Origin of the sequence: Streptomyces sp. CMB-StM0423, assembly GCF_002847285.1 — a bacterium.
Classification (GTDB): domain Bacteria; phylum Actinomycetota; class Actinomycetes; order Streptomycetales; family Streptomycetaceae; genus Streptomyces.
Genome location: NZ_CP025407.1, coordinates 7,018,561 through 7,039,993, shown reverse-complemented (window position 1 = coordinate 7,039,993; position 21,433 = coordinate 7,018,561). Strand labels below are relative to the sequence as shown.

General features: G+C 73.7%; 20 protein-coding genes. 7 read left to right on the top strand and 13 right to left on the bottom strand.

What is annotated here, in order from left to right:
* Window positions 1-91: 91 nt before the first annotated feature.
* From rpmI to CXR04_RS30605, 6 genes are all read right to left on the bottom strand, one after another.
* Complete coding sequence (gene rpmI, locus CXR04_RS30630) at window positions 92-286, bottom strand: 50S ribosomal protein L35 (protein ID WP_018852864.1); 195 nt, start codon at window positions 284-286, stop codon at window positions 92-94.
* Window positions 287-395: 109 nt separating this feature from the next.
* Window positions 396-1,004 (bottom strand): translation initiation factor IF-3, encoded by a 609-nt coding sequence (gene infC / locus CXR04_RS30625; RefSeq protein ID WP_101425454.1) that lies wholly within the window; start codon window positions 1,002-1,004, stop codon window positions 396-398.
* 320 nt (window positions 1,005-1,324) lie between these two features.
* A complete protein-coding gene (locus tag CXR04_RS30620) occupies window positions 1,325-1,690 on the bottom strand; it encodes a DUF1844 domain-containing protein (RefSeq protein WP_101425453.1) in 366 nt (121 codons plus the stop codon).
* A 78-nt stretch (window positions 1,691-1,768) separates the two neighbouring features.
* A complete protein-coding gene (locus tag CXR04_RS30615; RefSeq protein ID WP_101426690.1) occupies window positions 1,769-2,545 on the bottom strand; it encodes an SseB family protein in 777 nt (258 codons plus the stop codon).
* Entirely contained in the window at window positions 2,523-3,860 is a 1,338-nt protein-coding gene (gene mycP, locus CXR04_RS30610) for a type VII secretion-associated serine protease mycosin (protein ID WP_101425452.1), read from the bottom strand. The genes CXR04_RS30615 and mycP overlap by 23 nt, the downstream gene beginning before the upstream one ends.
* Complete coding sequence (locus CXR04_RS30605) at window positions 3,857-4,669, bottom strand: hypothetical protein (RefSeq protein WP_234380563.1); 813 nt, start codon at window positions 4,667-4,669, stop codon at window positions 3,857-3,859. The genes mycP and CXR04_RS30605 overlap by 4 nt, the downstream gene beginning before the upstream one ends.
* A 70-nt stretch (window positions 4,670-4,739) precedes the next feature.
* Between CXR04_RS30605 and CXR04_RS30600 the strand changes: the two genes are divergently transcribed.
* Together CXR04_RS30600 and CXR04_RS30595 are read left to right on the top strand one after the other, a co-directional pair.
* Complete coding sequence (locus tag CXR04_RS30600; protein ID WP_234380561.1) at window positions 4,740-5,072, top strand: hypothetical protein; 333 nt, start codon at window positions 4,740-4,742, stop codon at window positions 5,070-5,072.
* 137 nt (window positions 5,073-5,209) lie between these two features.
* Entirely contained in the window at window positions 5,210-6,430 is a 1,221-nt protein-coding gene (locus CXR04_RS30595; RefSeq protein WP_101425449.1) for an alanine racemase, read from the top strand.
* 73 nt (window positions 6,431-6,503) lie between these two features.
* On the opposite strand, the gene CXR04_RS30590 is transcribed toward CXR04_RS30595, so the two are convergent.
* From CXR04_RS30590 to CXR04_RS30580, 3 genes are read right to left on the bottom strand one after another with little or no spacing between them, the layout of a single operon-like run.
* Entirely contained in the window at window positions 6,504-7,289 is a 786-nt protein-coding gene (locus CXR04_RS30590) for a 3-oxoacyl-ACP reductase (RefSeq protein ID WP_101425448.1), read from the bottom strand.
* Window positions 7,290-7,294: 5 nt separating this feature from the next.
* A complete protein-coding gene (locus CXR04_RS30585; RefSeq protein ID WP_101425447.1) occupies window positions 7,295-8,701 on the bottom strand; it encodes an aldehyde dehydrogenase family protein in 1,407 nt (468 codons plus the stop codon).
* Window positions 8,702-8,712: 11 nt separating this feature from the next.
* On the bottom strand, window positions 8,713-10,104 hold the full coding sequence (locus CXR04_RS30580; protein WP_101425446.1) for a glutamine synthetase family protein: 1,392 nt from the start codon (window positions 10,102-10,104) through the stop codon (window positions 8,713-8,715).
* A 96-nt stretch (window positions 10,105-10,200) separates the two neighbouring features.
* Here CXR04_RS30580 and CXR04_RS30575 point away from each other — a divergent pair, with 96 nt between their 5' ends.
* The 3 genes from CXR04_RS30575 (at window position 10,201) to CXR04_RS30565 (ending at window position 13,320) form a co-directional block, all read left to right on the top strand.
* Window positions 10,201-10,941 carry a FadR/GntR family transcriptional regulator gene (locus tag CXR04_RS30575; RefSeq protein ID WP_101425445.1) on the top strand — a complete coding sequence of 247 codons (741 nt, stop codon included), beginning with the start codon at window positions 10,201-10,203 and terminating at the stop codon, window positions 10,939-10,941.
* Window positions 10,942-11,083: 142 nt separating this feature from the next.
* Window positions 11,084-12,622, top strand: a complete 1,539-nt coding sequence (gene eat, locus CXR04_RS30570; RefSeq protein WP_101425444.1) for an ethanolamine permease — start codon at window positions 11,084-11,086, stop codon at window positions 12,620-12,622.
* Complete coding sequence (locus CXR04_RS30565; RefSeq protein ID WP_101425443.1) at window positions 12,622-13,320, top strand: gamma-glutamyl-gamma-aminobutyrate hydrolase family protein; 699 nt, start codon at window positions 12,622-12,624, stop codon at window positions 13,318-13,320. Before eat ends, CXR04_RS30565 begins: the two co-directional genes overlap by 1 nt.
* 18 nt (window positions 13,321-13,338) lie before the next feature.
* Here CXR04_RS30565 and CXR04_RS30560 read toward each other — a convergent pair whose 3' ends face one another.
* Entirely contained in the window at window positions 13,339-14,193 is an 855-nt protein-coding gene (locus tag CXR04_RS30560; protein ID WP_101426689.1) for an SAM-dependent methyltransferase, read from the bottom strand.
* A gap of 408 nt (window positions 14,194-14,601) precedes the next feature.
* Complete coding sequence (locus CXR04_RS30555; protein WP_101425442.1) at window positions 14,602-15,561, bottom strand: LysR family transcriptional regulator; 960 nt, start codon at window positions 15,559-15,561, stop codon at window positions 14,602-14,604.
* A 70-nt stretch (window positions 15,562-15,631) separates the two neighbouring features.
* Between CXR04_RS30555 and CXR04_RS30550 the strand changes: the two genes are divergently transcribed.
* Together CXR04_RS30550 and CXR04_RS30545 are read left to right on the top strand one after the other, a co-directional pair.
* Complete coding sequence (locus CXR04_RS30550) at window positions 15,632-16,714, top strand: TDT family transporter (RefSeq protein WP_101425441.1); 1,083 nt, start codon at window positions 15,632-15,634, stop codon at window positions 16,712-16,714.
* Between the two features lie 24 nt (window positions 16,715-16,738).
* Window positions 16,739-17,458, top strand: coding sequence for a helical backbone metal receptor (locus CXR04_RS30545; protein ID WP_101425440.1), 720 nt, complete (start codon window positions 16,739-16,741; stop codon window positions 17,456-17,458).
* Between the two features lie 99 nt (window positions 17,459-17,557).
* On the opposite strand, the gene CXR04_RS30540 is transcribed toward CXR04_RS30545, so the two are convergent.
* Both CXR04_RS30540 and CXR04_RS30535 read right to left on the bottom strand, forming a co-directional pair.
* Entirely contained in the window at window positions 17,558-20,191 is a 2,634-nt protein-coding gene (locus CXR04_RS30540) for an ABC transporter permease/substrate binding protein (RefSeq protein ID WP_101425439.1), read from the bottom strand.
* Window positions 20,184-21,254 (bottom strand): quaternary amine ABC transporter ATP-binding protein, encoded by a 1,071-nt coding sequence (locus CXR04_RS30535; protein ID WP_101425438.1) that lies wholly within the window; start codon window positions 21,252-21,254, stop codon window positions 20,184-20,186. Before CXR04_RS30535 ends, CXR04_RS30540 begins: the two co-directional genes overlap by 8 nt.
* Window positions 21,255-21,433: the final 179 nt, after the last annotated feature.

The window sequence follows — 21,433 nt, the reverse complement described above, 5'->3', positions numbered from 1 at the left end:
TTGGGGCTGGGTCACGTCGGCTGCGCGACCCGGAACGGCTGGGTCCCGGTCTCTTGAGTCGTCCTGCGCCCTGCCGGTGCAGGGCGGCGACTCACCTGCCGAGAAGCTTCTTGACCTTCTTGGCGTCGGCCTTGGACAGTTCGACCGTGCCGGCGAGGCGCCGGGTCAGAGTCGACGGCTTGTGCTCCAGGTAGTGGCGCCGGTTGGCACGCTGACGCAGCACCTTGCCGGAGCCGGTCACGCGGAAGCGCTTCTTGGAACCACTGTGGGTCTTGTTCTTCGGCATCTCGCCGTTCACTCCTCGTCTTCGGCGCCTCCCACCACCCGTAAAAGGGCATGCGGAAGCGTCAGACTGACTTCGTCCTAAGTCTCCGGACCCGGGGCCGGGTCCGCGATCAGGCCTCGGCGCGCTCCGCCGGAGCGGTGTCGTCGCCCCTGCGCTCCGCCTTGCGGGCGGCCTGGGCCTCCCGGGCTTCGGCCATCGCCTCGGTCTTCTTCTTGTGCGGACCGAGGACCATGATCATGTTGCGGCCGTCCTGCTTGGGGGTGGACTCCACGAAGCCCAGCTCCTGCACGTCCTCCGCGAGCCGCTGCAGCAGCCGCCGGCCCAGCTCGGGACGGGACTGCTCACGACCGCGGAACATGATCGTGATCTTGACCTTGTCACCCTGCTTGAGAAACCGCTCGACGTGACCCTTCTTGGTGTCGTAGTCGTGCGGGTCGATCTTCGGCCGGAGCTTCATCTCCTTGATGACCGTGTGCGCCTGGTTCTTGCGCGCCTCACGGGCCTTCATGGCCGACTCGTACTTGAACTTCCCGTAGTCCATCAGCTTGCACACCGGAGGACGGGCGGTGGCCGCCACCTCGACCAGGTCGAGGTCGTACTCCTGGGCAAGCTCCAGAGCCTTGGCGAGCGGGACAATGCCCACCTGCTCGCCGCTGGGGCCGACAAGTCGCACCTCGGGGACGCGAATCCGGTCGTTGATGCGGGGCTCGGCGCTGATGTGGCCTCCTCATTTCCACCACGCGACTGCCTGGCGGGCAACCGCGTCACGTTCTGTCTGCCGACCATCCGACGCGGGCACGAAAAAAGCCCCGGACGGGACGCAAATGCGGGCTCCTGCCGGGGAGCACCGCCGCAGAGCCAGCCGCGGGGCGCTTGGGACCGGTGACCCGCCGACCGGGGGCCGGAAGGTGGGAGATCGGAGCCTCCACTTGCGGGCCGGTCGCTCCTCTTTCCTGCATGGCGCGTCCGGCCGGTCGCTGTCCAGCATACCAGTGCGCGGAGAGACCCTGCACATCCGTGCCGCGCCCGCGGCGGAGGTCAGCCGAAGACCGGGCCCGTGTATGCCTCGCCCGGCCCGTGACCCGGCTCGTCCGGGTGCTCGGACGCCTCGCGGAAGGCGAGCTGGAGCGACTTCAGCCCGTCGCGCAGCGGTGCCGCGTGGTACGAGCCGACCTCCGCGGCGCCCGCGGTGACCAGCCCGGCCAGCGCGGTGATCAGCTTGCGGGCCTCGTCCAGGTCCTTGTGCGCGGCGCCGTCCTCGGCCAGCCCGAGCTTGACCGCGGCGGCGCTCATCAGGTGCACCGCCACCGTGGTGATCACCTCCACGGCGGGGACATCGGCGATGTCGCGGGTCATCGCGTCGAAGTCGGGTCCTGCGTCGGCGCCGGGGCCGGTGTCGCTCATGGGGGCTCACTTCCTCGTACGGGACCGGAGGCCACCCTAACCAGCCCCCGGGCCGCGGGCCGGAGCCGGGTGCGGGCGCTATCCGGCCGGGCGCAGCGGCAGCGGAGCGCCCGGAAGCGGGGACTCCGGCGGCAGCAGGGCCAGGTCCAGGCCACGGACCAGCCGGGCCCGCAGGGCGGGGTCGGCGGCCAGCGCCTCGGCGACGGCGCGGGCGACGTCGGCGGGGGCGGTGCCTGCGGTGGGGACGAGGGCCAGGGTGCCGTCCGCCTCGCCGGCGCGGGCCAGGGACGCGGCGCGTACCCCGGGGACACCGGAGACCACGGCGGTCACGGCCGCGACGACGCCGGGGTCGGCCAGCGGGTCGGTGCTGCCGCGGCCCTCGGCGGCGGCAAGCAGGGCCGGTCCTGTCAGCTCGTACGGCACCGGGCCCGCGACGTCCAGGACGACGGTGTCGGCGCGCTCGGCGACGGCGGCCCGTACGGCCTGCGGCAGCGCCACGGCCACGGGGCGGGCGGCGGGGTCCCAGCGGGCGAGGGCGGCGGTGGAGGTGAAGGCGGGCAGGGCACGCCGGCCGCCGGGGATTTCGAGGGTGGGCACGGCCATGTCGCTGGTCTTGTCGCGGCGCAGTCCTCCCCCTGCCTTCGACGGGGGCGACCCCAGTCCCTCCTCCACTTCGCCGAGGAGCGCGACGACGGGGACCAGCACCCGCGTGCCGGCGAGGGCCGCGAGCACCCGGGGTCCGGCCGCGGGGTCGTCGGGGGCTGCCGCGTACGCGGTGAGGGCGGCGGCGAGGCCGGGGTCCGCCGAGCCGTCGTCGGCGGCGAAACCGGGATCAGGAATGTTCTTCAGCGACACCCGACGAGCCTAGCGGTGGCCCGTCGCCGCCCTGCGGGCGCGGTCCTGCGGCGCCGGGCGGGGGCGCCGGCCGCGGCGGCCCGGCCGGCCGCGGCGCGAAGGGCGGGGGCTCGGGGCCGCGCCGGACGCCGGCCGCGCGCGACCGCGGACCGCGCCACAGGAACCACGCGCCCGCGATCAGCCCCACGCCTATGACGCCCGCGGCGAGCGCCAGGCCGTTGGGCCCGTCGTCCTCGGTGGCGACGAGCGCGGGCGCCGAGCCGAAGCGCTTCTCGTCGTACGCGGCCGACCTCGGCTCCTGCGGCGCGGACTGCAGCTCCCGGGCCGCCGCGACCGCGGCCGCCGCGTCCAGCCGGCCGGCGCCCAGCTCGTCGCTGCGGCCGCCCTCCGGCGGGTCCTGCGCGGTGTCCCGCAGCAGGTCGCGGATCTGCCAGGGGGTCAGGTCCGGGTTGGCGGCGCGGACCAGGGCGGTGACGCCGGAGACGAACGCGGCGGCGGCGCTGGTGCCCCAGCCCTCGTAGTAGGTGCGGTCGGGGTCGGCGATGGCGACGTCGACGCCGGGGGCGGAGACGGTGGCGTACCAGTGCTTGGTGGAGAACTCGGCGCGCGCCCCCGTCCGGTCGACGGCGGTGACGGCGATGACGCCGGGGTAGGCCGCGGGGTACGAGATGCGGTCGCCCTTCTCGCCGCTGTTGCCTGCGGACGACACCACGGTCACGCCCTTGCGCAGCGCGTACTGCACGGCGGCGTCCTCGCCGGGCTCGGGGTGGGCGGACTTGCTGTCGTCGCCGAGGGAGAGGTTGATGACGTCGGCGCCGTTGTCGACGGCCCAGCGGATCCCGTCGGCGAGCGCGCTGCCGCGGGTCTCGCGGGCCTTGCCGCGCTGCGCGTCACCGTCCTCCAGGATGACCCGTACCGGCAGGATCTTCGCGTCCGGCGCGACGCCCGTGACGCCCTCCGCGGCGCCGGGGCCGTGGCCGTGCGCGGCGATGATGCCGGCCATGGCGGTGCCGTGCCGGGCCCAGGAGTCGTCGCCGCGGCGGGCGCCGAAGCCGACGAAGTCCTTGCCGTCCAGCACCTGTCCGGTGAGATCGGGGTGGCTGGCGTCGACGCCGGTGTCGAGTACGGCGACGGTGACGCCCTCGCCGCGGGTGGTGTTCCACGCCTCGGGGGCGCGGACGTCGTCCAGGCCCCACTGCAGGTCCTGGAGGCCGTCCGCGTGCGCGGGGGCGGCGGTGGCGGCGAGCAGCGTGGTGGCGGCCAGCGCGGCGAGGAGCGCGGCGGCGCGGCGGCGTACGGGGAACGGGCGGGTCACCGGGGGGACTCCGTGGCCTTGGCGGAGGTCTTGCGCAGGCCGCGCTCCACGCGGTCGGCGATGCCCTCGGCGTCGTGGCCGAGCCCGGCCTGGGCGGGCGCGGTGGCGGCGTCGGGGTGGACGGCCTCATTGGCGGGCTGCGGTTCCGTGACGGCGCGGCCGTCGGCGAAGCCGGTGACGGCGTAGAGGACGACCGGGGCGTCGGAGAGGACCCGCACGGTCCAGGTCGCGCGCTGCCCGGCGCCGAAGCCGGCGGCGGGTCCCGTCTCCGTGCCGTACGCGCGCGGCAGCATGTCCGTCCGCGCGGCCAGCTCCCGGTCCTCGAAGCGGTCCTCGAACCGGCCCATCTTCGCGGCGCCCGCCGCGGTGAAGACCATGCCGACGGTGGTGACGCTGCTGCGGGTGGCGTCGGTGTACGTGGCGCGCAGCAGCTTCTCGCAGCCGACGCGGCGCAACTCCCGTGCCAGCGCCGCGTCGAGGCCCTCCTTGCAGTCCGCGGGCGGGGCGACGGCGACGCGCACCCAGAGGCGGTCGGCGCCGCCGGGGCCCGCGCCGTCGCCTTCGAGGCGGGGCGGGAAGAGGGTGTCGACGGGGGTGGCGTGCCAGAGACCGCGGGCCACCTCGTACGCCCCGGGGCTGGCCTGCGCGCTCGGCCCGTCGCTGAGCAGGCTGCCGGTGGCGGCGCCCACGACGAGGCCGACGCCGGTGACGAGCGCGACGGCAGCGGCCACGGTGCGCGCGACGGTGCGGCGTTCCGCGGGCGGCTCCGGCTCGGGGCGGGGGATGTCGGAGGGGAGCACGGATGCCATGTGCAGCGGGGCGCCTACGGGCTTGGGAGGGACAGCGGGCACCGGCGGGGCGTACGGCCGCGGCGGCGGCTTGGACCCTGACGACGGGGTGGCCGGGGACGGTGAAGACGGCGCGGTGCCGGCGGACTTCGCGGCGGGCGGCGGGGGTTCGGCCGCCGGCTGGGGGCGCTTCGGCCGTACGGAACCGCCGGCCGGTGCAGGCCCCGCCTCCCGTACCGCGGTGCCGGAGCCGCCTGCCGGACCTGCTGGTCGCGGGGGTTCCGCGTCCGCCCGCGGCCGCACCGGCCGTACGGGCTCCGCGCTCTCCCCCGGCTTCGCCGCGGGCGGGGAAGCCGGCGACGGCGGGGCCGCGGGAGTCTGCTCTGCGTCAGTGCTCAACAGCCCCCTCACTCCCCTCCTGTGAGTAGCCCCCGGATGACCTGCTGGACAGGCGCTCGCGACACTCTACTGGGCTCCCGCGGCGGACGGTGCGCCGCCCGAATGCCTCATCCTGTCCGTACCCACTACCGCCTCCCGGCCACGCGGTGGCAGGCTTCCCCCATGCCGGCCCACACCGCCCCCGTCCCGGACCACGCGGCTCTGCGCGCCCGCTACGACCGCGCCACCGCTCATCTCGACGCCCCCTTCGCCGCCGTCGACACCGAGGCGTTCGACGCCAACGCGGCGGATCTGGTGCGCCGGGCCGCGGGCAAGCCGGTGCGGGTGGCGAGCAAGTCGGTGCGCTGCCGGGCGCTGCTGGAGCGGGTGCTCGCCAAGCCGGGCTTCGCCGGGGTCATGTCCTTCACGCTCGCCGAGTCGCTGTGGCTGGCGCGCTCCGGCTTCGCCGACGTGCTGCTGGCGTACCCGTCGGCGGACCGCGCCGGCTTCGCCGAGCTGACCGGCGACCCGAAGCTCGCCGCCGCGCTGACGGTGCTGGTGGACGACCCGGCGCAGTTGGACCTCGTCGACGCCGCGCGGGGGCGCGGGCGCGAGGAGGTGCGCGTCTGCCTGGAACTGGACACGTCACTGCGGCTGCTGGGCGGCAGGGTGCGCGTCGGCGCCCGCCGCTCGCCGCTGTCCGGCGCGGCGGCGCTGGCGGCGGTGGCCCGCGAGGTGGTGCGGCGGCCGGGCTTCCGGCTGGTGGGGCTGATGGCGTACGAGGGGCACGTGGCCGGCGTCGGGGACGACATCCCGGGGTGGCCGGTGACGTCGCGCGGGATCCGGCTGATGCAGGCGGTGGCCCGGCGGCAGCTCGCGGAGCGGCGGGCGGAGGCGGTGGCGGCGGTGCGGCGGCTGGCGGACCTGGAGTTCGTCAACGGCGGCGGTACGGGCAGCGTGCAGCACACCGCCGCGGAGGACGCGGTCACCGAGGTCGCGGCCGGCTCGGGGCTCTACCAGCCGCGGCTGTTCGACAACTACACCGCGTTCGCCGGCCGCCCCGCCGCCGTCTTCGCGCTGCCCGTCGTCCGCCGCCCCGGCGTCGGCGTGGTCACCGTCCTCGGCGGCGGCTACCCCGCCTCCGGCCCCGCCGGCTCCGACCGGCCGCCCGTGCCGTATCTGCCGGCGGGCCTGCGCTACGACAAGCAGGAGGGCGCGGGCGAGGTGCAGACACCGCTGCTCGGCCCGCCCGCCGACGACCTGCTGGTCGGCGACCGGGTGTGGTTCCGGCACGCCAAGGCGGGCGAGCTGTGCGAGCGGTTCGACGCGCTGCACCTGATCGAGGGCGAGCGCGTCACGGAGACGGTCCCGACGTACCGCGGCGAGGGCCGTACGTTCCTCTAGGCAGCGCCCAGGTCCTGCCTGGGCAGGACCGCCCGGACGGCCCGCCTGAGCGGGCCGCCCGCGCGGACCGCGGCTACAGCGGCGTGACGTACGCGCCCGCGATGCCGCCGTCGACCAGGAACTCCGCGGCGTTGACGAACGACGCGTCGTCGCTCGCCAGGAACGCCACCGCGGCGGCGATCTCCTCCGCCTCCGCGAAGCGGCCCGCCGGGATGTGCACCAGCCGCCGGGCCGCGCGCTCCGGGTCCTTGGCGAACAGCTCCTGGAGCAGCGGGGTGTTGACCGGCCCCGGGCACAGCGCGTTGACGCGGATGCCCTCGCGGGCGAACTGCACGCCCAGCTCGCGGGACATGGCCAGCACGCCGCCCTTGGACGCGGTATAGCTGATCTGCGAGGTGGCGGCGCCCATCACGGCCACGAACGAGGCGGTGTTGACGATCGAGCCGCGTCGCTGGCGCTGCATGTACGGGATCGCGGCCTTGCAGCACAGGTACACGGAGGTCAGGTTGACCTCCTGCACCCGGCGCCAGGCGTCGATGCCGGTGAGCAGGATGGAGTCGTCCTCGGGCGGCGAGATGCCGGCGTTGTTGAACGCGACGTCGACCGAGCCGTACGTGTCGTACGCGGCCTTGAACAGCGCCTCGACGTCTTCCTGGACGGTGACGTCGGTACGTACGAACAGCCCGCCGGTCGCTTCGGCCGCCGCCTTGCCCGCGGTCTCGTCGACGTCGGCGCAGACGACGTGCGCGCCCTCCGCCGCGAGCCGGCGGGCGGTGGCCAGGCCGATGCCGCTGCCTGCTCCGGTGACGACGGCGGTGCGGCCGGGCAGCCGGCGGCAGACGGGGGTCTGGTCGGTCAACGTGCTCACTCCTCGGTGCTGATGAAGACGTTCTTGGTCTCGGTGAACGACGCGAGCGCGTCCGGGCCCAGCTCGCGGCCGAGGCCGGACTGCTTGAAGCCGCCGAAGGGGGTCCAGTAGCGCACGCTGCTGTGCGAGTTGACCGAGAGGTTCCCGGCGGCGACGGCGCGCGAGACGCGGACGGCGCGGGCGGTGTCGCGGGTCCACAGCGAGCCCGAGAGCCCGTACGGGCCGGCGTTGGCGAGGCGTACGGCGTCGGCCTCGTCGTCGAAGGGGTGGACGACGGCGACGGGGCCGAAGACCTCCTCGCGGCTGACCGGGTCGCCGGGCGGCGCATCGGTGAGGACCGTGGCCGGGTACCAGTACCCGGGGCCTTCGGGGACGGTGCCGCGGATGGCCGCGGGGCGGGACTCGGGGACGTGGCCGCGGACCCGTTCGCGGTGGGCGGCGGAGATCAGCGGGCCCATCCGCGTACCGGGGTCGGCCGGGTCGCCGGCGGTGAAGGCGAGGACGGCGGGCTCCAGCAGGGCGAGGAAGCGGTCGTACACGCTGCGCTGGACGAGGATGCGGCTGCGGGCGCAGCAGTCCTGGCCGGTGTTGTCGAGGAACGAGGCGGGGGCGGCGGCCGCGGCGCGCTCCAGATCGGCGTCGGCGAAGACGATGTTCGGGCTCTTGCCGCCGAGTTCGAGGGTGACGCGCTTGACCTGCTCCGCGCAGCGCGCCGCGATGCGCTTGCCGACCGCGGTGGAGCCGGTGAACACGACCTTCGCCACGTCCGGGTGGTCGACCAGCGCGGCGCCCGCGACCGGTCCTGCGCCCGGCACGACCTGGAACAGCCCCTCCGGCAGGCCCGCTTCGAGCGCCAGCTCGGCGAGCCGCAGCGCGGTCAGCGGGGTGGTCTCGGCCGGCTTGAGCACGACGGCGTTGCCGGCGGCGAGCGCGGGGGCGGTGCCCCAGGCGGCGATGGGCATGGGGAAGTTCCACGGGGCGATGACGCCGACGACGCCGAGCGGCTCGGCGAAGGTGACGTTGAGCCCGCCGGCCACCGGGATCTGGCTGCCGGTGAGGCGTTCCACTCCCCCGGCGGCGTAGTCGAGGAGGTCGCGTACATTGCCCGCCTCCCAGCGGGCGGCGGCCACCGGGTGCCCGGCCTCGGTGACCTCCAGCCGCGCCAGCTCCTCGATCCGGGCGTCGACCTCGGCGGCGAAGCGGCGCAGCAGCCGGGCGCGGTCGCCGGGGGCGAGGGCGGCCCAGTCCCGCTGGGCCTTCGCGGCGCGGGCGACGGCGGCGGCGACTTCTTCGGGGCCCGCGGCCGGGACGGTGGCGACGGCCTCCTCGGTGGCGGGGTTGACGACGGTGTGCTCGTGCGGCGTGGCGGGTGGTGCCTGTGCTGCGGGTGCCGATGCTGCCAAGGGTGTCGACCTCACATGCGCTCGAAGGACCGGAAGCGTTCCCAGTCGGTGACGGCGGTGTCGTACGCCTCCTGCTCGACCCGCGCCATGTTGCGGTAGTGGCGTACGACGTCCTCGCCGAACGCCTCCCGGGCCAGCGTGCTGTCGCTCCACAGCTCGGCGGCGTCCCGGAGGGTGGCGGGGACGTGCGCGGCGTCACCGGTGTATGCGTTGCCGGTGCAGGCTTCTGGGAGTTCGAGCTTCCGCTCGACGCCGTGCAGCCCGGCGGCGATCATCCCGGCGACCGCGAGGTACGGGTTGACGTCGCCGCCCGGCAGCCGGTTCTCCAGCCGCAGCGAGCCGCCGTGGCCGACAACGCGGATGGCGCAGGTGCGGTTGTCGGGGCCCCAGGCGACGGCGGTGGGGGCGAAGGAGCCGGGGCGGAAGCGCTTGTAGGAGTTGATGTTCGGGGCATAGAGGAGGGTCAGCTCCGGCAGGCAGGCGAGCTGTCCGGCGACGAAGTGCCGCATGGTCTCGGACATGCCGTACGGGGCGTCCCCGTCGTCAGGACCGTCGGGAGCGGCGAAGACGGGGGAGCCGTCGGCGTCGCGTACGGACAGGTGGATGTGGCAGGAGTTGCCCTCGCGCTCGTCGTACTTGGCCATGAAGGTCAGCGCCGTGCCCTCCTGGGCGGCGATCTCCTTCGCGCCGGTCTTGTAGATGCTGTGCTGGTCGCAGGTGGTCAGCGCGTCGTCGTAGCGGAAGGCGATCTCGTGCTGGCCGAGGTTGCACTCGCCCTTGGCGGACTCGACGGTCATGCCGGCGGCGGCCATCTCGTTGCGGATGCGGCGCAGCAGGGGCTCGACGCGGCCGGTGCCGAGGACGGAGTAGTCGACGTTGTACTGGTTGGCGGGGGTCAGGCCCCGGTACGCGCTGTTCCACGCCTGCTCGTAGGTGTCCTTGAAGACCATGAACTCCAGCTCCGTGCCCGCGTACGCGGTCCAGCCGCGCTCGGCGAGCCGGTCGAGCTGGCGTCGCAGCACCTGCCGCGGCGAGGCGGTGACGGGCGCGCCGTCGTGCCAGGCGAGGTCGGCGGTGACCATGGCGGTGCCGGGGTGCCAGGGGATGCGGCGCAGGGTGGCGAGGTCGGGGTGCATGGCGAAGTCGCCGTAGCCGCGCTCCCAGGACGACATCTCGTAGCCCTCGACGGTGTTCATGTCGGCGTCCACGGCCAGCAGGTAGTTGCAGCCCTCGGTGCCGTGTGCCAGTACTTCGTCGAGGAAGAAGGGGGCGGCGAAGCGCTTGCCCTGAAGCCTGCCCTGCATGTCCGTGAAGGCCAGGACTACGGTGTCGAGCTCACCGGCCTCGACGAGCCGGCGCAGCTCGGGCACGGGCAGCGCGGGGGTGCGTGCGGAGTCGGTCACGGATCGGTCTCCTCTTTTGCGGACGTCTTAAGGTATGCGTGGATACCTTTGGTTGGGAAGTAGGCAGAGGCAGCGGGTCGGGAGAGCGGGGTCGGGATGAGGGCGTTCAGCAACGCGGCGGCCGGCGACGGGCTGCGGACCGTACTGCGCCCGGTGCGCGCGGGCAACGGCTTCGAGGAGGCGCTGGAGCAGATACTGCAGGTGCTGCGCCTGGGCCTGGTGCCGCCTGGCGAGCGGCTGCCCGCGGAGCGGGAGTTGGCCGAGCGGCTGCGGATCAGCCGGGTCACGCTGCGGGACGTGCTGAAGGTGCTGGCGGACGAGGGGCTGGTGGAGAGCCGCCGGGGGCGCTACGGAGGCACGTTCGTACGGGAGCGCACCCCCGCGCGCCGGGACGCGCAGGAGGAGTTGCGCCGGCGCACGGAGCGTACGGACCTGGAGGACGTGCTCCGCTTCCGCGAGGTGCTGGAGACGGGCGCCGCCGAGCTGTGCGCCGGCACCGAGATGACGCCCGAGCAGCGGGCGCGGCTGCGCGCCGCCGTGGAGGCCACCCAGGACGCGCCGCTGGGCGACTACCGGCGGCTGGACACCCTGCTGCACCTGACCCTGGCGGAACTCGCGGGCTCGCCGCGGCTCGCCGCGCAGTACGCCGCCGTCCGGGCCACCGTCAACGACCTGTTGGACTGCATCCCGCTGCTGGTGCGGAACCTGGAGCACAGCCAGGCGCAGCACGCCGCGCTCGTCGGCGCGGTGCTCGACGGCGATCCGGACGCCGCCCGCGAGATGATGCGCGAGCACTGCGCCGGCACCGCGGCGCTGCTGCGCGGCTTCCTGGGCTGAGCCCTGCCTGACGCGCCGCCGCGGACGGGGCCGCGTAACAGGACCTTCATGCACGGGGCTTGCGCTCGTGACCTCGGCGCCGCAAAGGTATGGCACCACACCATTGCTGGGTCCCACCGTCCGTTGAGGCAGGAGCGGCACCATGAGCGAAGGCACCGAGTCCCGCACCGCACCGCCCGGCCCGCGCGCCGCCCCCGACGGCGGTCCCGGCGCCCCCGCCGGCCCCGGCCCGGCCGGCCCCGCCGCGCACGACGCCGCGGACGACGCGTACCTCCAGCGCCGCGCGCTGCGCGCCGGCAGCGCCGGGCCGCTGCTGCTCACCGGCCTGGGCGTGGCGTACGTCGTCTCCGGCGACTTCTCCGGCTGGAACTTCGGCCTGGCGGAGGGCGGTTTCGGCGGCCTGGCCATCGCCGCGCTGCTCATGGGCGTCATGTACACCTGCCTGGTCTTCGCCCTCGCCGAGCTGGCCGCCGTGCTGCCCACGGCCGGCGGCGGCTACGGCTTCGCGCGCAAGGCGCTCGGCCCCTGGGGCGGGTTCATGACCGGCACGGCGATCCTCATCGAGTACGTCCTGGCGCCGGCCGCCATCGTCATCTTCATCGGCGACTACGTCGAGTCGCTGGAGCTGTTCGGGCTCACCTCCGGCTGGCCCGTCTACCTCGCCTGCTTCGCCATCTTCCTCGGCATCCACCTGTGGGGCGTCGGCGAGGCGCTGCGCTTCAGCCTCGTCGTGACCGCCGTCGCGGTCGCCGCGCTGCTGATCTTCGCGATCGGCGCCCTCACGGAGTTCAGCGCCGGCTCGCTGAACGACATCCCGGTCGACGACGGCGCCCTCGGCGCCAACTCCTGGCTGCCGTTCGGGATCCTGGGCATCTGGGCGGCGTTCCCGTTCGGCATGTGGTTCTTCCTGGGCGTCGAGGGCGTGCCGCTGGCCGCGGAGGAGACCAAGGACCCGTCCCGTACGCTGCCGCGCGCGATGGCCTGGGCGATGGGCGTGCTGCTGCTGCTCGCCGTCGTCACCTTCATCGCCGCGGCCGGCGCCCGCGGCTCCGCCGCCGTACAGGACGCGGGCAACCCGCTGGTGGAGGCGCTGCAACCGGACGGCGAGGCGACCGCGCTCAGCCGGTTCGTCAACTACGCGGGCCTCGCCGGGCTCGTCGCGTCGTTCTTCTCCCTGATCTACGCCGGCTCGCGCCAGCTCTTCGCGCTCTCCCGGGCCGGCTACCTCCCCCGTGTCCTCTCCCTCACCTCCCGCCGGAAGGCGCCGTACCTGGGCCTGCTGGTGCCCGGCGCGATCGGCTTCGCGCTGGCGGCCGGGAGCGGGAACGGGGCGCGGATGCTGAACGTCGCGGTGTTCGGCGCCACCATCTCGTACGCGCTGATGGCGCTCTCGCACATCGTGCTGCGCCGCCGCGAACCGGGGCTGCACCGCCCGTACCGCACGCCGGGCGGGGCGGTGACGTCCTCGGTGGCGTTCGTGCTCGCGCTGTCGGCGCTGGTGGCGACGTTCCTGGTGGACAAGTGGGCGGCCATGATCGCGGGCTGCGTCTACGCGGTGGCCCTGGGATATTTCGCCGTCTACAGTCGGCACCGGCTGGTCGCGGCGGCACCCGAGGAGGAGTTCGCGGCGCTGGCGGAGGCGGAAGCGGAACTCGAACGTCCCACGACGAGGGAGAAGTGATGACCCGGCCCCGGCCCCTCATCGGCATCTCCACCTACCTCGTGGACGAGGCCAGGTGGGGCCAGTGGCACCTGCCCGCCGCCCTGCTGCCCGCCGGCTACCACCGCCTCACCCAGCGCGCCGGCGGCCTCACCGCGCTGCTCCCTCCCGACGACCCGGCCCGCGCGGCGGAGACCCTGCGCCGCCTGGACGGCCTGATCATCGCGGGCGGCCCTGACCTGGACCCGGCCCGCTACGGCGCCGACGCGGACGCCCGTACGGACCCCGTCACCCCGACGTCACGCGAGCGGGACGAGTGGGAACTGGCCCTGATCGAGGCGGCCCTGGCGGCGGAGCTGCCACTGCTGGGGGTCTGCCGCGGGGCGCAGTTGCTGAACGTCGCCCGCGGCGGCACGCTGTGCCAGCACATGGAGGGCCACCGCGAGCGCCCGGGCGTCTTCGGCGCCCACGAGATCAAACCGGTTCCGGGCACGCGGCTCGCCGCGCTGCTGCCGGAGGCGGTGACGGTCCCGGCGTACCACCACCAGGCGGTGGCGGAGCTGGGCACCGGGGTGATCGCGTCGGCGTACGCGGCGGACGGCGTGGTGGAGGCGCTGGAGCTGCCGGACGCGGGGAGCTTCGCGCTCGGGGTGCAGTGGCATCCGGAGATGGGCGAGGACGTGCGGGTGGTGCGGGGCCTGGTGGAGGCGGCGGGCTGACGTGCCCGACTCCGCGGCTCAGGCGGGCTTGCGGACGATGCCGCCGTACTCGTAGACGGGCTTGGCGTGCTTCGTGGTGCCCAGGTACGGCTGGAGGGCCGGGTCGACGGGGGCCAGCGGCGGCTGGAACCGGTCGGGCCGCCAGTCGACGAGATCCACCAGCCCGGGCTCGACGGGCTCCAGCCCCCGGACGAGGGCGTCGACCTCGGCGGGCGTCCTCGTCTGCCACGGGATGCCCTTGGCCCGTACGCTCTCGGTCATCGCGGCGCTGGTGACGGGGTCGTCGGTGACCACCTGCGACAGACACACGCAACTGCCCGGCTGTGCACGGTCGAGCACCGCGCCGAGAACGCCGACGGGGTCGTCTTCGTCGGGCACGTGGTGCATTACGGACAGGTAGAGCACGGCGAGCGGTTCGTCGAAGTCGATGAGCCGGGTGACGAGCGGGTCGTCGAGGATGGTGGCGGGGTCGCGCAGGTCGCCGTCGACGACGATGGTGGAGGCGTCCTCGGCGAGGAGCGCGCGGCCGTGGGCGAGCACGATGGGGTCGTTGTCGACGTAGACGACGCGGGCGTCGGGGGTGAAGCGCTGGGCGACCTGGTGGACGTTGTTGTCCGTGGGCAGCCCGCACCCCATGTCGAGGAACTGCCGGATCCCGGCTTCTTCGACGAGCCACCGCACGGCCCGGTAGAGGAACAGCCGGTTCTCACGGGTGATGTCGAGCCCGGCGGGGAACTCCTTGAGCTGCTTGAGCGCGAACTCCCGGTCGACGGCGTAGTTGTCCTTGCCGCCGAGAAGCCAGCCGTAGACGCGGGCGGACGTGGGCTGCTCGACGGAGACGCCGGGTATGAAGGACTGGTCCTCTGCTGACACCACGCGCTCCCCGCGTCCGCTCGACGCCTCGAAGATCAAGACAGGTTGGAAGCAGGGTAACGCGGAAATCCCTCACCCGCAGGGGGTACGGAGCCCCTTGCAGGGGCGCGCGGGGCGTGTGCCGGGAAGGCAGGCGCGACGGGTGCAGGGGCGCAGCCCGCGGGGGCGCGGCGGCGGGTGCTGGGAGCGCAGGCCGGGGGTTGCAGGGGCGGAGCCCCGCAGGGGTCTCGGGAGCGGCTCCGCGGAGGCGTACAGGCAGGTATTGGGGCCGCAGGCCCGGGGTGCAGGGGCGCAGCCCCGCTGGGGGTCCGGGGCGCGGCCCCGGCGGGGGCTCGGGGGCGGGGCCCTGAGGAAGCGGGAAGGGGCGGGGACGGGGTCATCCCCACCCGCCACGGAACCGGCAGGCGCTCATCCCTCCCCCGTACCCGCACGCTCACCCCTTCTCGTCAGGGACAGCAGGTCCCGCGCCGGGCCCGTCGGGCGCTGGCCGCGAGGCCAGACCGCGCGGAGGGCTCGGGTCAGGGGTAGGTCCGCCACCTCGACCGACACCAGGCGGCGGGTCGCCACCTCGTCCGCCACCGCCAGTTCCGACAGCACCGCAGGACCCGCACCCGTGACCGCAGCCGACTTCACCGCCGTCGTCGACGCCAGCTCCAGCAGCGGCGTTCCCAGCCCGCCGTACGGGCCCAGCGCCTCGTCCAGCACCTGTCGCGTGCCCGAGCCCTGCTCCCGCAGCACCAGCGCCGCCCCCGCCAGCTCCCCCGGCGGCAGCCCCCGCCGGCGCCGCGCCCACGGATGCGACGGCGCCACGACCACCAGCAGCCGGTCGTGCCCGATCACCGCCCAGTCCAGACCCGACGGCACCCCCGAGCCCTCCACGAACCCCAGGTCCGCCGCCCCGGACCGGACCTGCGACGCCACCGCCACCGAGTTTCCCGCCTGCAGCGACACCGCCGTCTCCGGCCGCGCCGCGCGCAGCGCGACCAGCCACCCCGGCAGCAGGTACTCCGCGACCGTGAGGCTCGCCGCCACCCGCAGCCGCGAGTCCCGCCGCGCGCGCAGCGCCCCCGCGCCCGCGTCGAACGCCTCCGCCGCCTCCACCACCCGCCGGGCCCACTCCGTCACCACGCCCCCGGCCTCCGTGAGCCGCGAACCCGCGGGCGAGCGGTGCACGAGCGCCACACCGAGCTGCCGCTCCATGGACCGGAGGCGCGCGCTGGCCGCCGGCTGGCTCACGCCGAGGGCCTTCGCCGCCCGCCCGAGGCTGCCCAGCCGCGCGACGGCGAGCAGCAGTTCCAGCGCCGCCAGGTCCGGCACCCGGCGGGCCAGCGACGGCTCCGGGTCGCCCGCGGCCTCGTACTCGCTCATAACCCCAGCTTATGAGCCGATAGAAGATCGGTCCCTACCAGGCGCCCACCACCCGGGCAAGGCTGAAGCCATGGCCGCCACCGCCCTCGTACGCCCCCGCCCCGCCGCCCGCGCCCGCCACCGGTTCTCGACCCGCGACCTCGGCCCCAACTGGTACGCCGGCGTCATGGGCACCGCCATCGTCGCCACCGCCGGCGCCGCGGTCGGCCTGCCGCCCGCCGTGCTGGTCCCCGTCTGGGCCCTGGCCGCCGTCCTCCTCGCCGCGGTGCTCGCCGCCCGCGCCGCGCACTGGGCCCGGCACGCCGACCGCGCCCGCGAGCACCTCGCCGATCCCGCGGTCGCGCCGTTCTACGGCTGCCTGTCGATGGCCCTGCTCGCGGTCGGCGCCGCGACGACCGCCGTGGGGGCGCGGGTGACGGGCGGCGACGCCGCGTTCGCCGTGCACGCCGCGCTGTGGGTGGCGGGTACCGCGGTGGGGCTGGTGGCGGCCGTGGCCGTGCCGTATCTGATGGTCGTACGCCACCGGGTGCGCCCCGGCGACGCCTCGCCCGTGTGGCTGCTGCCGGTGGTGGCCCCGATGGTGTCGGCCGCGACGGGCCCGGCGCTGGCGCCGCGGCTGCCCCCGGGGCAGTGGCGGGAGTCGCTGGTGCTGGGCTGCTTCGCGATGTTCGGGATGAGCCTGCTGGCGACGCTGCTGATGCTGCCGCTGGTGTTCGCCCGGCTGGTGGAGCGGGGGCCGCTGCCGCTCGTGCTGACCCCGGCGCTGTTCCTCGTGCTGGGCCCGCTCGGGCAGTCGACGACGGCCGCGGGAGCGCTGGCGGACGGCTCGGCGGCGGTGCCGGGGGCGTTCGCGGCGCTGTACGGGGTGCCGGTGCTGGGCTTCGCGCTGCTGTGGCTGGCGGTGGCGGGGGCGCTGGTCGTACGGGCCGCGCGGCGCGGCATGCCGTTCGCGCTGACGTGGTGGGCGTTCACGTTCCCGGTGGGCACGTGCGTGACGGGCGCGGCGAGCCTGGCGGAGCATACCGGGCTCGCGGCGTTCCGCGGGCTTTGCGTGCTGTTGTACGGGTTCCTGGTCGCGGCCTGGCTGACGGCCGCGGTCCGTACGGCGGCGGCGGTGGCCCGCGGCGACCTCCTCGCGGCCCCGGCCCGCTGACGGCCGTCCCCGTAGCCTGAGGACATGGCAGGCAGGCGTGTGGTGTCCCTGGTTCCGTCGCTGACCGAGGCGGTCGCCGTCTCGGCGCCCGGCGCCCTCGTCGGCGCCACCGACTGGTGCACCCACCCGGCCGGGCTCGACGTCGTACGGGTACGGGGGACGAAGAACCCGGACGTCGGGCGGATCGTCGCACTGGCGCCCGACCTGGTCGTCGCGAACGAGGAGGAGAACCGGGAGCCGGACCTCGCCGCGCTGCGGGCGGCGGGGCTTGAGGTGCTGGTCACCGAAGTCCGCACGCTGGAGCAGGCGTTCGCGGAGCTGGCGCGGGTGCTGACGGCGTGCGGGACCGCGGCGCGGCCGGAGTGGCTGGCCGCCGCGGAGGCGGCCTGGCGGGACGTACGGCCGGAGTCACGGCGGCGGGCGGTGGTGCCCGTGTGGCGGCGGCCGTGGATGGTGCTGGGCCGGGAGACGTTCGCCGGGGACCTGCTGGCGCGGCTGGGGGTGGCGAACGTGTACGCGGCGCACGCGGAGCGGTATCCGCGGGTGCCGCTCGCGGAGCTGCACGAGAGCGGCGCGGAGCTGGTGGTGCTGCCCGACGAACCGTACGCGTTCGGGGCGGACGACGGCCCGGAGGCGTTCCCGGCGATGGCGGCGGCGCCGGTGAGCGGGCGGCATCTGACGTGGTACGGGCCGTCGCTGGCCGAAGCGCCCGGCGTGCTGGGCGCGGCGCTGCGCGCGGCGTAGGAAGCGCAGGCAGGCAGAGGCAGGCGGAGGCGGGCAAAAGGCGGGCGCCCCGCCGCCCCCGCGCAGGGGGACGACGAGGCGCCCGGAGTGTGCCGCCGGTCAGGAGACCGGTGCGATCCTGTCGATGACCTCGGGGTGGTCGTCCAGCCACTTGCGGGCGGACTCCTTCTCCTTGCCGTCACCGCCGTTCTGGATCTCGACCTCCAGCGAGGACAGCTCCTCCTCGGAGAGCTTGAAGTCCTTCAGCCACTCGTTGAACTCCGGGAAGTCCTCGGCGAAGTCCTTCTTGGCCACGGTGTGGATGTCGTCGCCCTCGCCCCATGCCTTCTTGGGGTCCTCCAGCTTGGTCAGGTCCCACTTGCCGTAGGCCCAGTGCGGCGACCAGAGCGTGACGACGATGGGCTCCTTCTTGTCGTACGCCCGCTCCAGCTCGGCCAGCATCGAGGAGGTGGACGAGGAGACGACCTCCCAGTCCTCAAGCCCGTACTCGTTGACGACCTTGTCCTGGAGGATCCCCATCATGCCGGCGCTGGCCTCGATGCCGATGATCTTCCCGTCGAACTGGCCCTTGTGATCCTTCAGATCCTCCAGGGACTTGATGTCCTTCATGTACGACGGGACGGACAGCTCCAGCGTGGTCGGCCCGTACCAGGAGCCGATGTCGGTGAGGTCGTCGCCGAATCTCTCCCAGTACTGCTCGTGCGTCACCGGTAGCCAGGCGTCGAACTGCACGTCCATCTGGCCTTCGGCGAGCGCGGTGTAGAGCGGGCCGGGGTCGAGCTGCTTGACGTTGGTCTTGTAGCCGCGGTCCTCCAGCACGTTCTGCCACAGGTACGTGGACGCGATGGCCTCGTCCCACGGGAAGTAGCCGAGGTTCACGGTCTTGCCCGCGTCCTTGCCCTGGGTGCCGCCGCCGCTGCCGCCGTCGGGGAGCGGGGCCATCTTGTCGACGTAGCCCTCGTTCTGCTCCAGCCAGTCGCGGACGGCCTGCTGCTCGTTGCCCTCCCCGGCGTCGACGATCATCTCCTCCAGGCTGGTGAGCTCCTTCTCCTTCATGGTGAAGTCGCGCAGCCACTCGGCGACGACGGGCTCGTCCTTCGCGAAGCCCTTGCGCGCGGTGGTGTGCACGTCGTCACCGGAGCCCCATGCCTTCTTCGGGTCCGCCAGCTTGGTCATGTCGTACTTGCTGTACGCCCAGTGCGGCGACCACAGCGTGACGACCACCGGCTCCTCGGCCTGGTACGCGCGCTCCAGCTCCGCGAGCATCGAGGAGGTGGACGAGGAGACGACCTCCCAGTCCTCAAGCCCGTACTCGTTGACGACCTTGTCCTTCAGGATGCCCATCATGCCGGCGCTGGCCTCGATGCCGATGATCTTCCCGTCGAACTCGCCCTTGTGATCCTTCAGATCCTCCAGGGACTTGATGTCCTTCATGTACGACGGGACGGACAGCTCCAGCGTCGTGGGCCCGTACCAGGAGCCCATGTCCTCCATCTTGTCGCCGAACTTCTCCCAGTACTGCTCGTGGGTCACGGGCAGCCAGGCGTCGGTCTGGAAGTCGACCTGGCCCTCGGAGACGGCGGTGAAGAGCGGGCCCGGGTCGAGCTGCTTGGCCTCCGCCTTGAAGCCCCGCTGCTCCAGCACCTCCTGCCACAGGAAGGTGGAGGCGATGCCCTCGTCCCACGGGATGTAGCCGATGTCGATCTGCCGGCCCTGGCCGACGTCGGTGGACGCGGCGGCGGCCTGCGGGGTGCCCCCGTCGTCGTCGGAGTCGGCCAGGTTCAGGCCGCCGGCGAGCAGCGCCAGCACGACGATGCCGACGGTGGCGATCGCGGTGGTGGGCTTGTAGTGCAGGAACTTCCACCGGTCGACCGCGGCCGCGGTCTTGGCGAGCGCGCGCCGGCCGAGCGGCGAGACGCGCTGGTTGAGCGCGCTGGTCATCCGGTCCAGGTACATGGCGAGGATGACGACGACCAGGCCGCTCTCGAAGCCGGTGCCGATGGCGACGCGGGTGACGGCGTTGTAGACGACCTCGCCGAGGCCGCCGCCGCCGACCATGCCGGCGATGACGACCATGGACAGCGCGAGCATGATGACCTGGTTGACGCCCGCCATGATCGTCGGCAGCGCCAGCGGCAGTTGCACGCGGCGCAGCGTGTCGGCGGGCTTGGTGCCGAACGCCTCGGCGGCCTCGACCAGTTCCGAGTCGACCTGCCGGATGCCCAGCTCGGTCATGCGCACGCCCGGCGGCATGGCGAACACGATGGTCGCGATGATGCCGGGGGTGATGCCGATGGAGAAGAAGATGACGCCCGGGATCAGATAGACGAAGGCGGGCATCGTCTGCATGAAGTCGAGCATCGGCCTGATGGCGGTGCTGACGACCTTGTTGCGGGCCGCCCAGATGCCCAGCGGCACGGCGATCACCACGGTGATCGCGGTGGCGACCAGCACCATCGACAGGGTTTCCATGGCCTCGGGCCACAGTTGCACCGAGTCGACGACGGCGAATCCGGCGAAGGCGAGCACCGCGGGCAGCGGGCCGCGCAGCCAGAAGGCGATCACGGCGAAGATGCCCGCCATGACGAGCGGTTCCGGCGCGTCGAGGACGGCGTTGACGCCGTCGTACATGCCGGAGAGGACCGTGTCGATGAAGTCGAAGAGCCAGCCCAGGTGGTCCTTGAGCCAGTCGACGACCGACTCGACCCGGGACCCGAAGTCGATCTCAGGCACCTGCGGTCACCTTCTCGCCCTCGTCGTCGCCTGCCTGGTCGCCCAGGATGGACAGCAGCCGGCCGCGCTCCACGAGGCCGACCAGGTCGCCGTCGGCGTCGGTGACGCCCACGGCGTCGTCGCCGGTCGCGAACGGGCCGAACAGCTCGGCGACGGGGGTGTCCTCGGTGACGCTGACGGGCGCGGCGGCGCGCAGTTCCTTCGGGGAGAGGCCGTCCTCCGGCTCCTCCATGATGGATCCGGCGGTGAGCACCCGGGTGCGGTCGACATCCTCGACGAAGCGGCGTACGTAGTCGTCCGCGGGCCTGACGAGGATGTCCTCGGGGCTGCCTATCTGGACGATGCGGCCGTCGCGCATGACGGCGATGCGGTCGCCCAGGCGCATGGCCTCGTTGAGGTCGTGGGTGATGAAGACGATGGTCTTCTTCAGCTTGGACTGCAGCTCGATGAGCTGGTCCTGCATGTCCCGCCGGATCAGCGGGTCGAGCGCGCTGAAGGACTCGTCCATGAGCAGCAGGTCGGCGTCGGTGGCCAGGGCGCGGGCCAGGCCCACGCGCTGCTTCATGCCGCCGGACAGCTCGTCGGGCCAGTGGTGCTCCCAGCCCTTCAGGCCGGTCAGTTCCAGGGCCTCGGTGGCGCGCTGCTCGCGCTCCGCCCGGGGTATGCCCTGGACTTCGAGGCCGTACGCGGCGTTCTCCAGGACGCTGCGGTGCGGGAAGAGCGCGAAGTGCTGGAAGACCATGCTGATCTTCGTGGAACGCACCTCGCGCAGGTCGCGGTCGGTCAGCGACGTCAGGTCCTGGCCGTCGAAGAGCACCCGGCCGGACGTGGCGTCGAGCAGCCCGTTGAGCATGCGCAGCAACGTGGACTTGCCGGACCCGGAGAGGCCCATGACCACGAATATCTCGCCCGACTCGACGGTGAAGGAGGCGTCCACCACCGCCGCGGTCGTGCCCTTCTTGCGAAGTTTCTCACGGTCTTCGCCGGCTTCTAGCCTCGCGACCGCGTCTTCTGGCCGTTTACCGAACACCTTGTACAGGTGCTCCGCCTGGAGCCTGCTCACATACACCTCACGCTTCGAACGGAAAAATCGACCTGCCTCCCCCGTCGGCAGGTCGTGGAGTGACGCGGGTTCTGCCCGGTTGCTTACCGAATTGTCCGTGTATAGACCATCGGTTCACTCCACTTCGGCCGCTGCCCAGGATCACGATGTCCAAACCATTGCGTGATCCAGTTCACATC

Coding starts and splice junctions, on each gene's coding strand:
- rpmI (WP_018852864.1), bottom strand. CDS start 286: ATGCCGAAGAACAAGACCCACAGTGGTTCCAAGAAGCGCTTCCGCGTG.
- CXR04_RS30620 (WP_101425453.1), bottom strand. CDS start 1,690: ATGAGCGACACCGGCCCCGGCGCCGACGCAGGACCCGACTTCGACGCG.
- CXR04_RS30605 (WP_234380563.1), bottom strand. CDS start 4,669: ATGGCATCCGTGCTCCCCTCCGACATCCCCCGCCCCGAGCCGGAGCCG.
- CXR04_RS30595 (WP_101425449.1), top strand. CDS start 5,210: ATGCCGGCCCACACCGCCCCCGTCCCGGACCACGCGGCTCTGCGCGCC.
- CXR04_RS30575 (WP_101425445.1), top strand. CDS start 10,201: ATGAGGGCGTTCAGCAACGCGGCGGCCGGCGACGGGCTGCGGACCGTA.
- eat (WP_101425444.1), top strand. CDS start 11,084: ATGAGCGAAGGCACCGAGTCCCGCACCGCACCGCCCGGCCCGCGCGCC.
- CXR04_RS30565 (WP_101425443.1), top strand. CDS start 12,622: ATGACCCGGCCCCGGCCCCTCATCGGCATCTCCACCTACCTCGTGGAC.
- CXR04_RS30555 (WP_101425442.1), bottom strand. CDS start 15,561: ATGAGCGAGTACGAGGCCGCGGGCGACCCGGAGCCGTCGCTGGCCCGC.
- CXR04_RS30550 (WP_101425441.1), top strand. CDS start 15,632: ATGGCCGCCACCGCCCTCGTACGCCCCCGCCCCGCCGCCCGCGCCCGC.
- CXR04_RS30545 (WP_101425440.1), top strand. CDS start 16,739: ATGGCAGGCAGGCGTGTGGTGTCCCTGGTTCCGTCGCTGACCGAGGCG.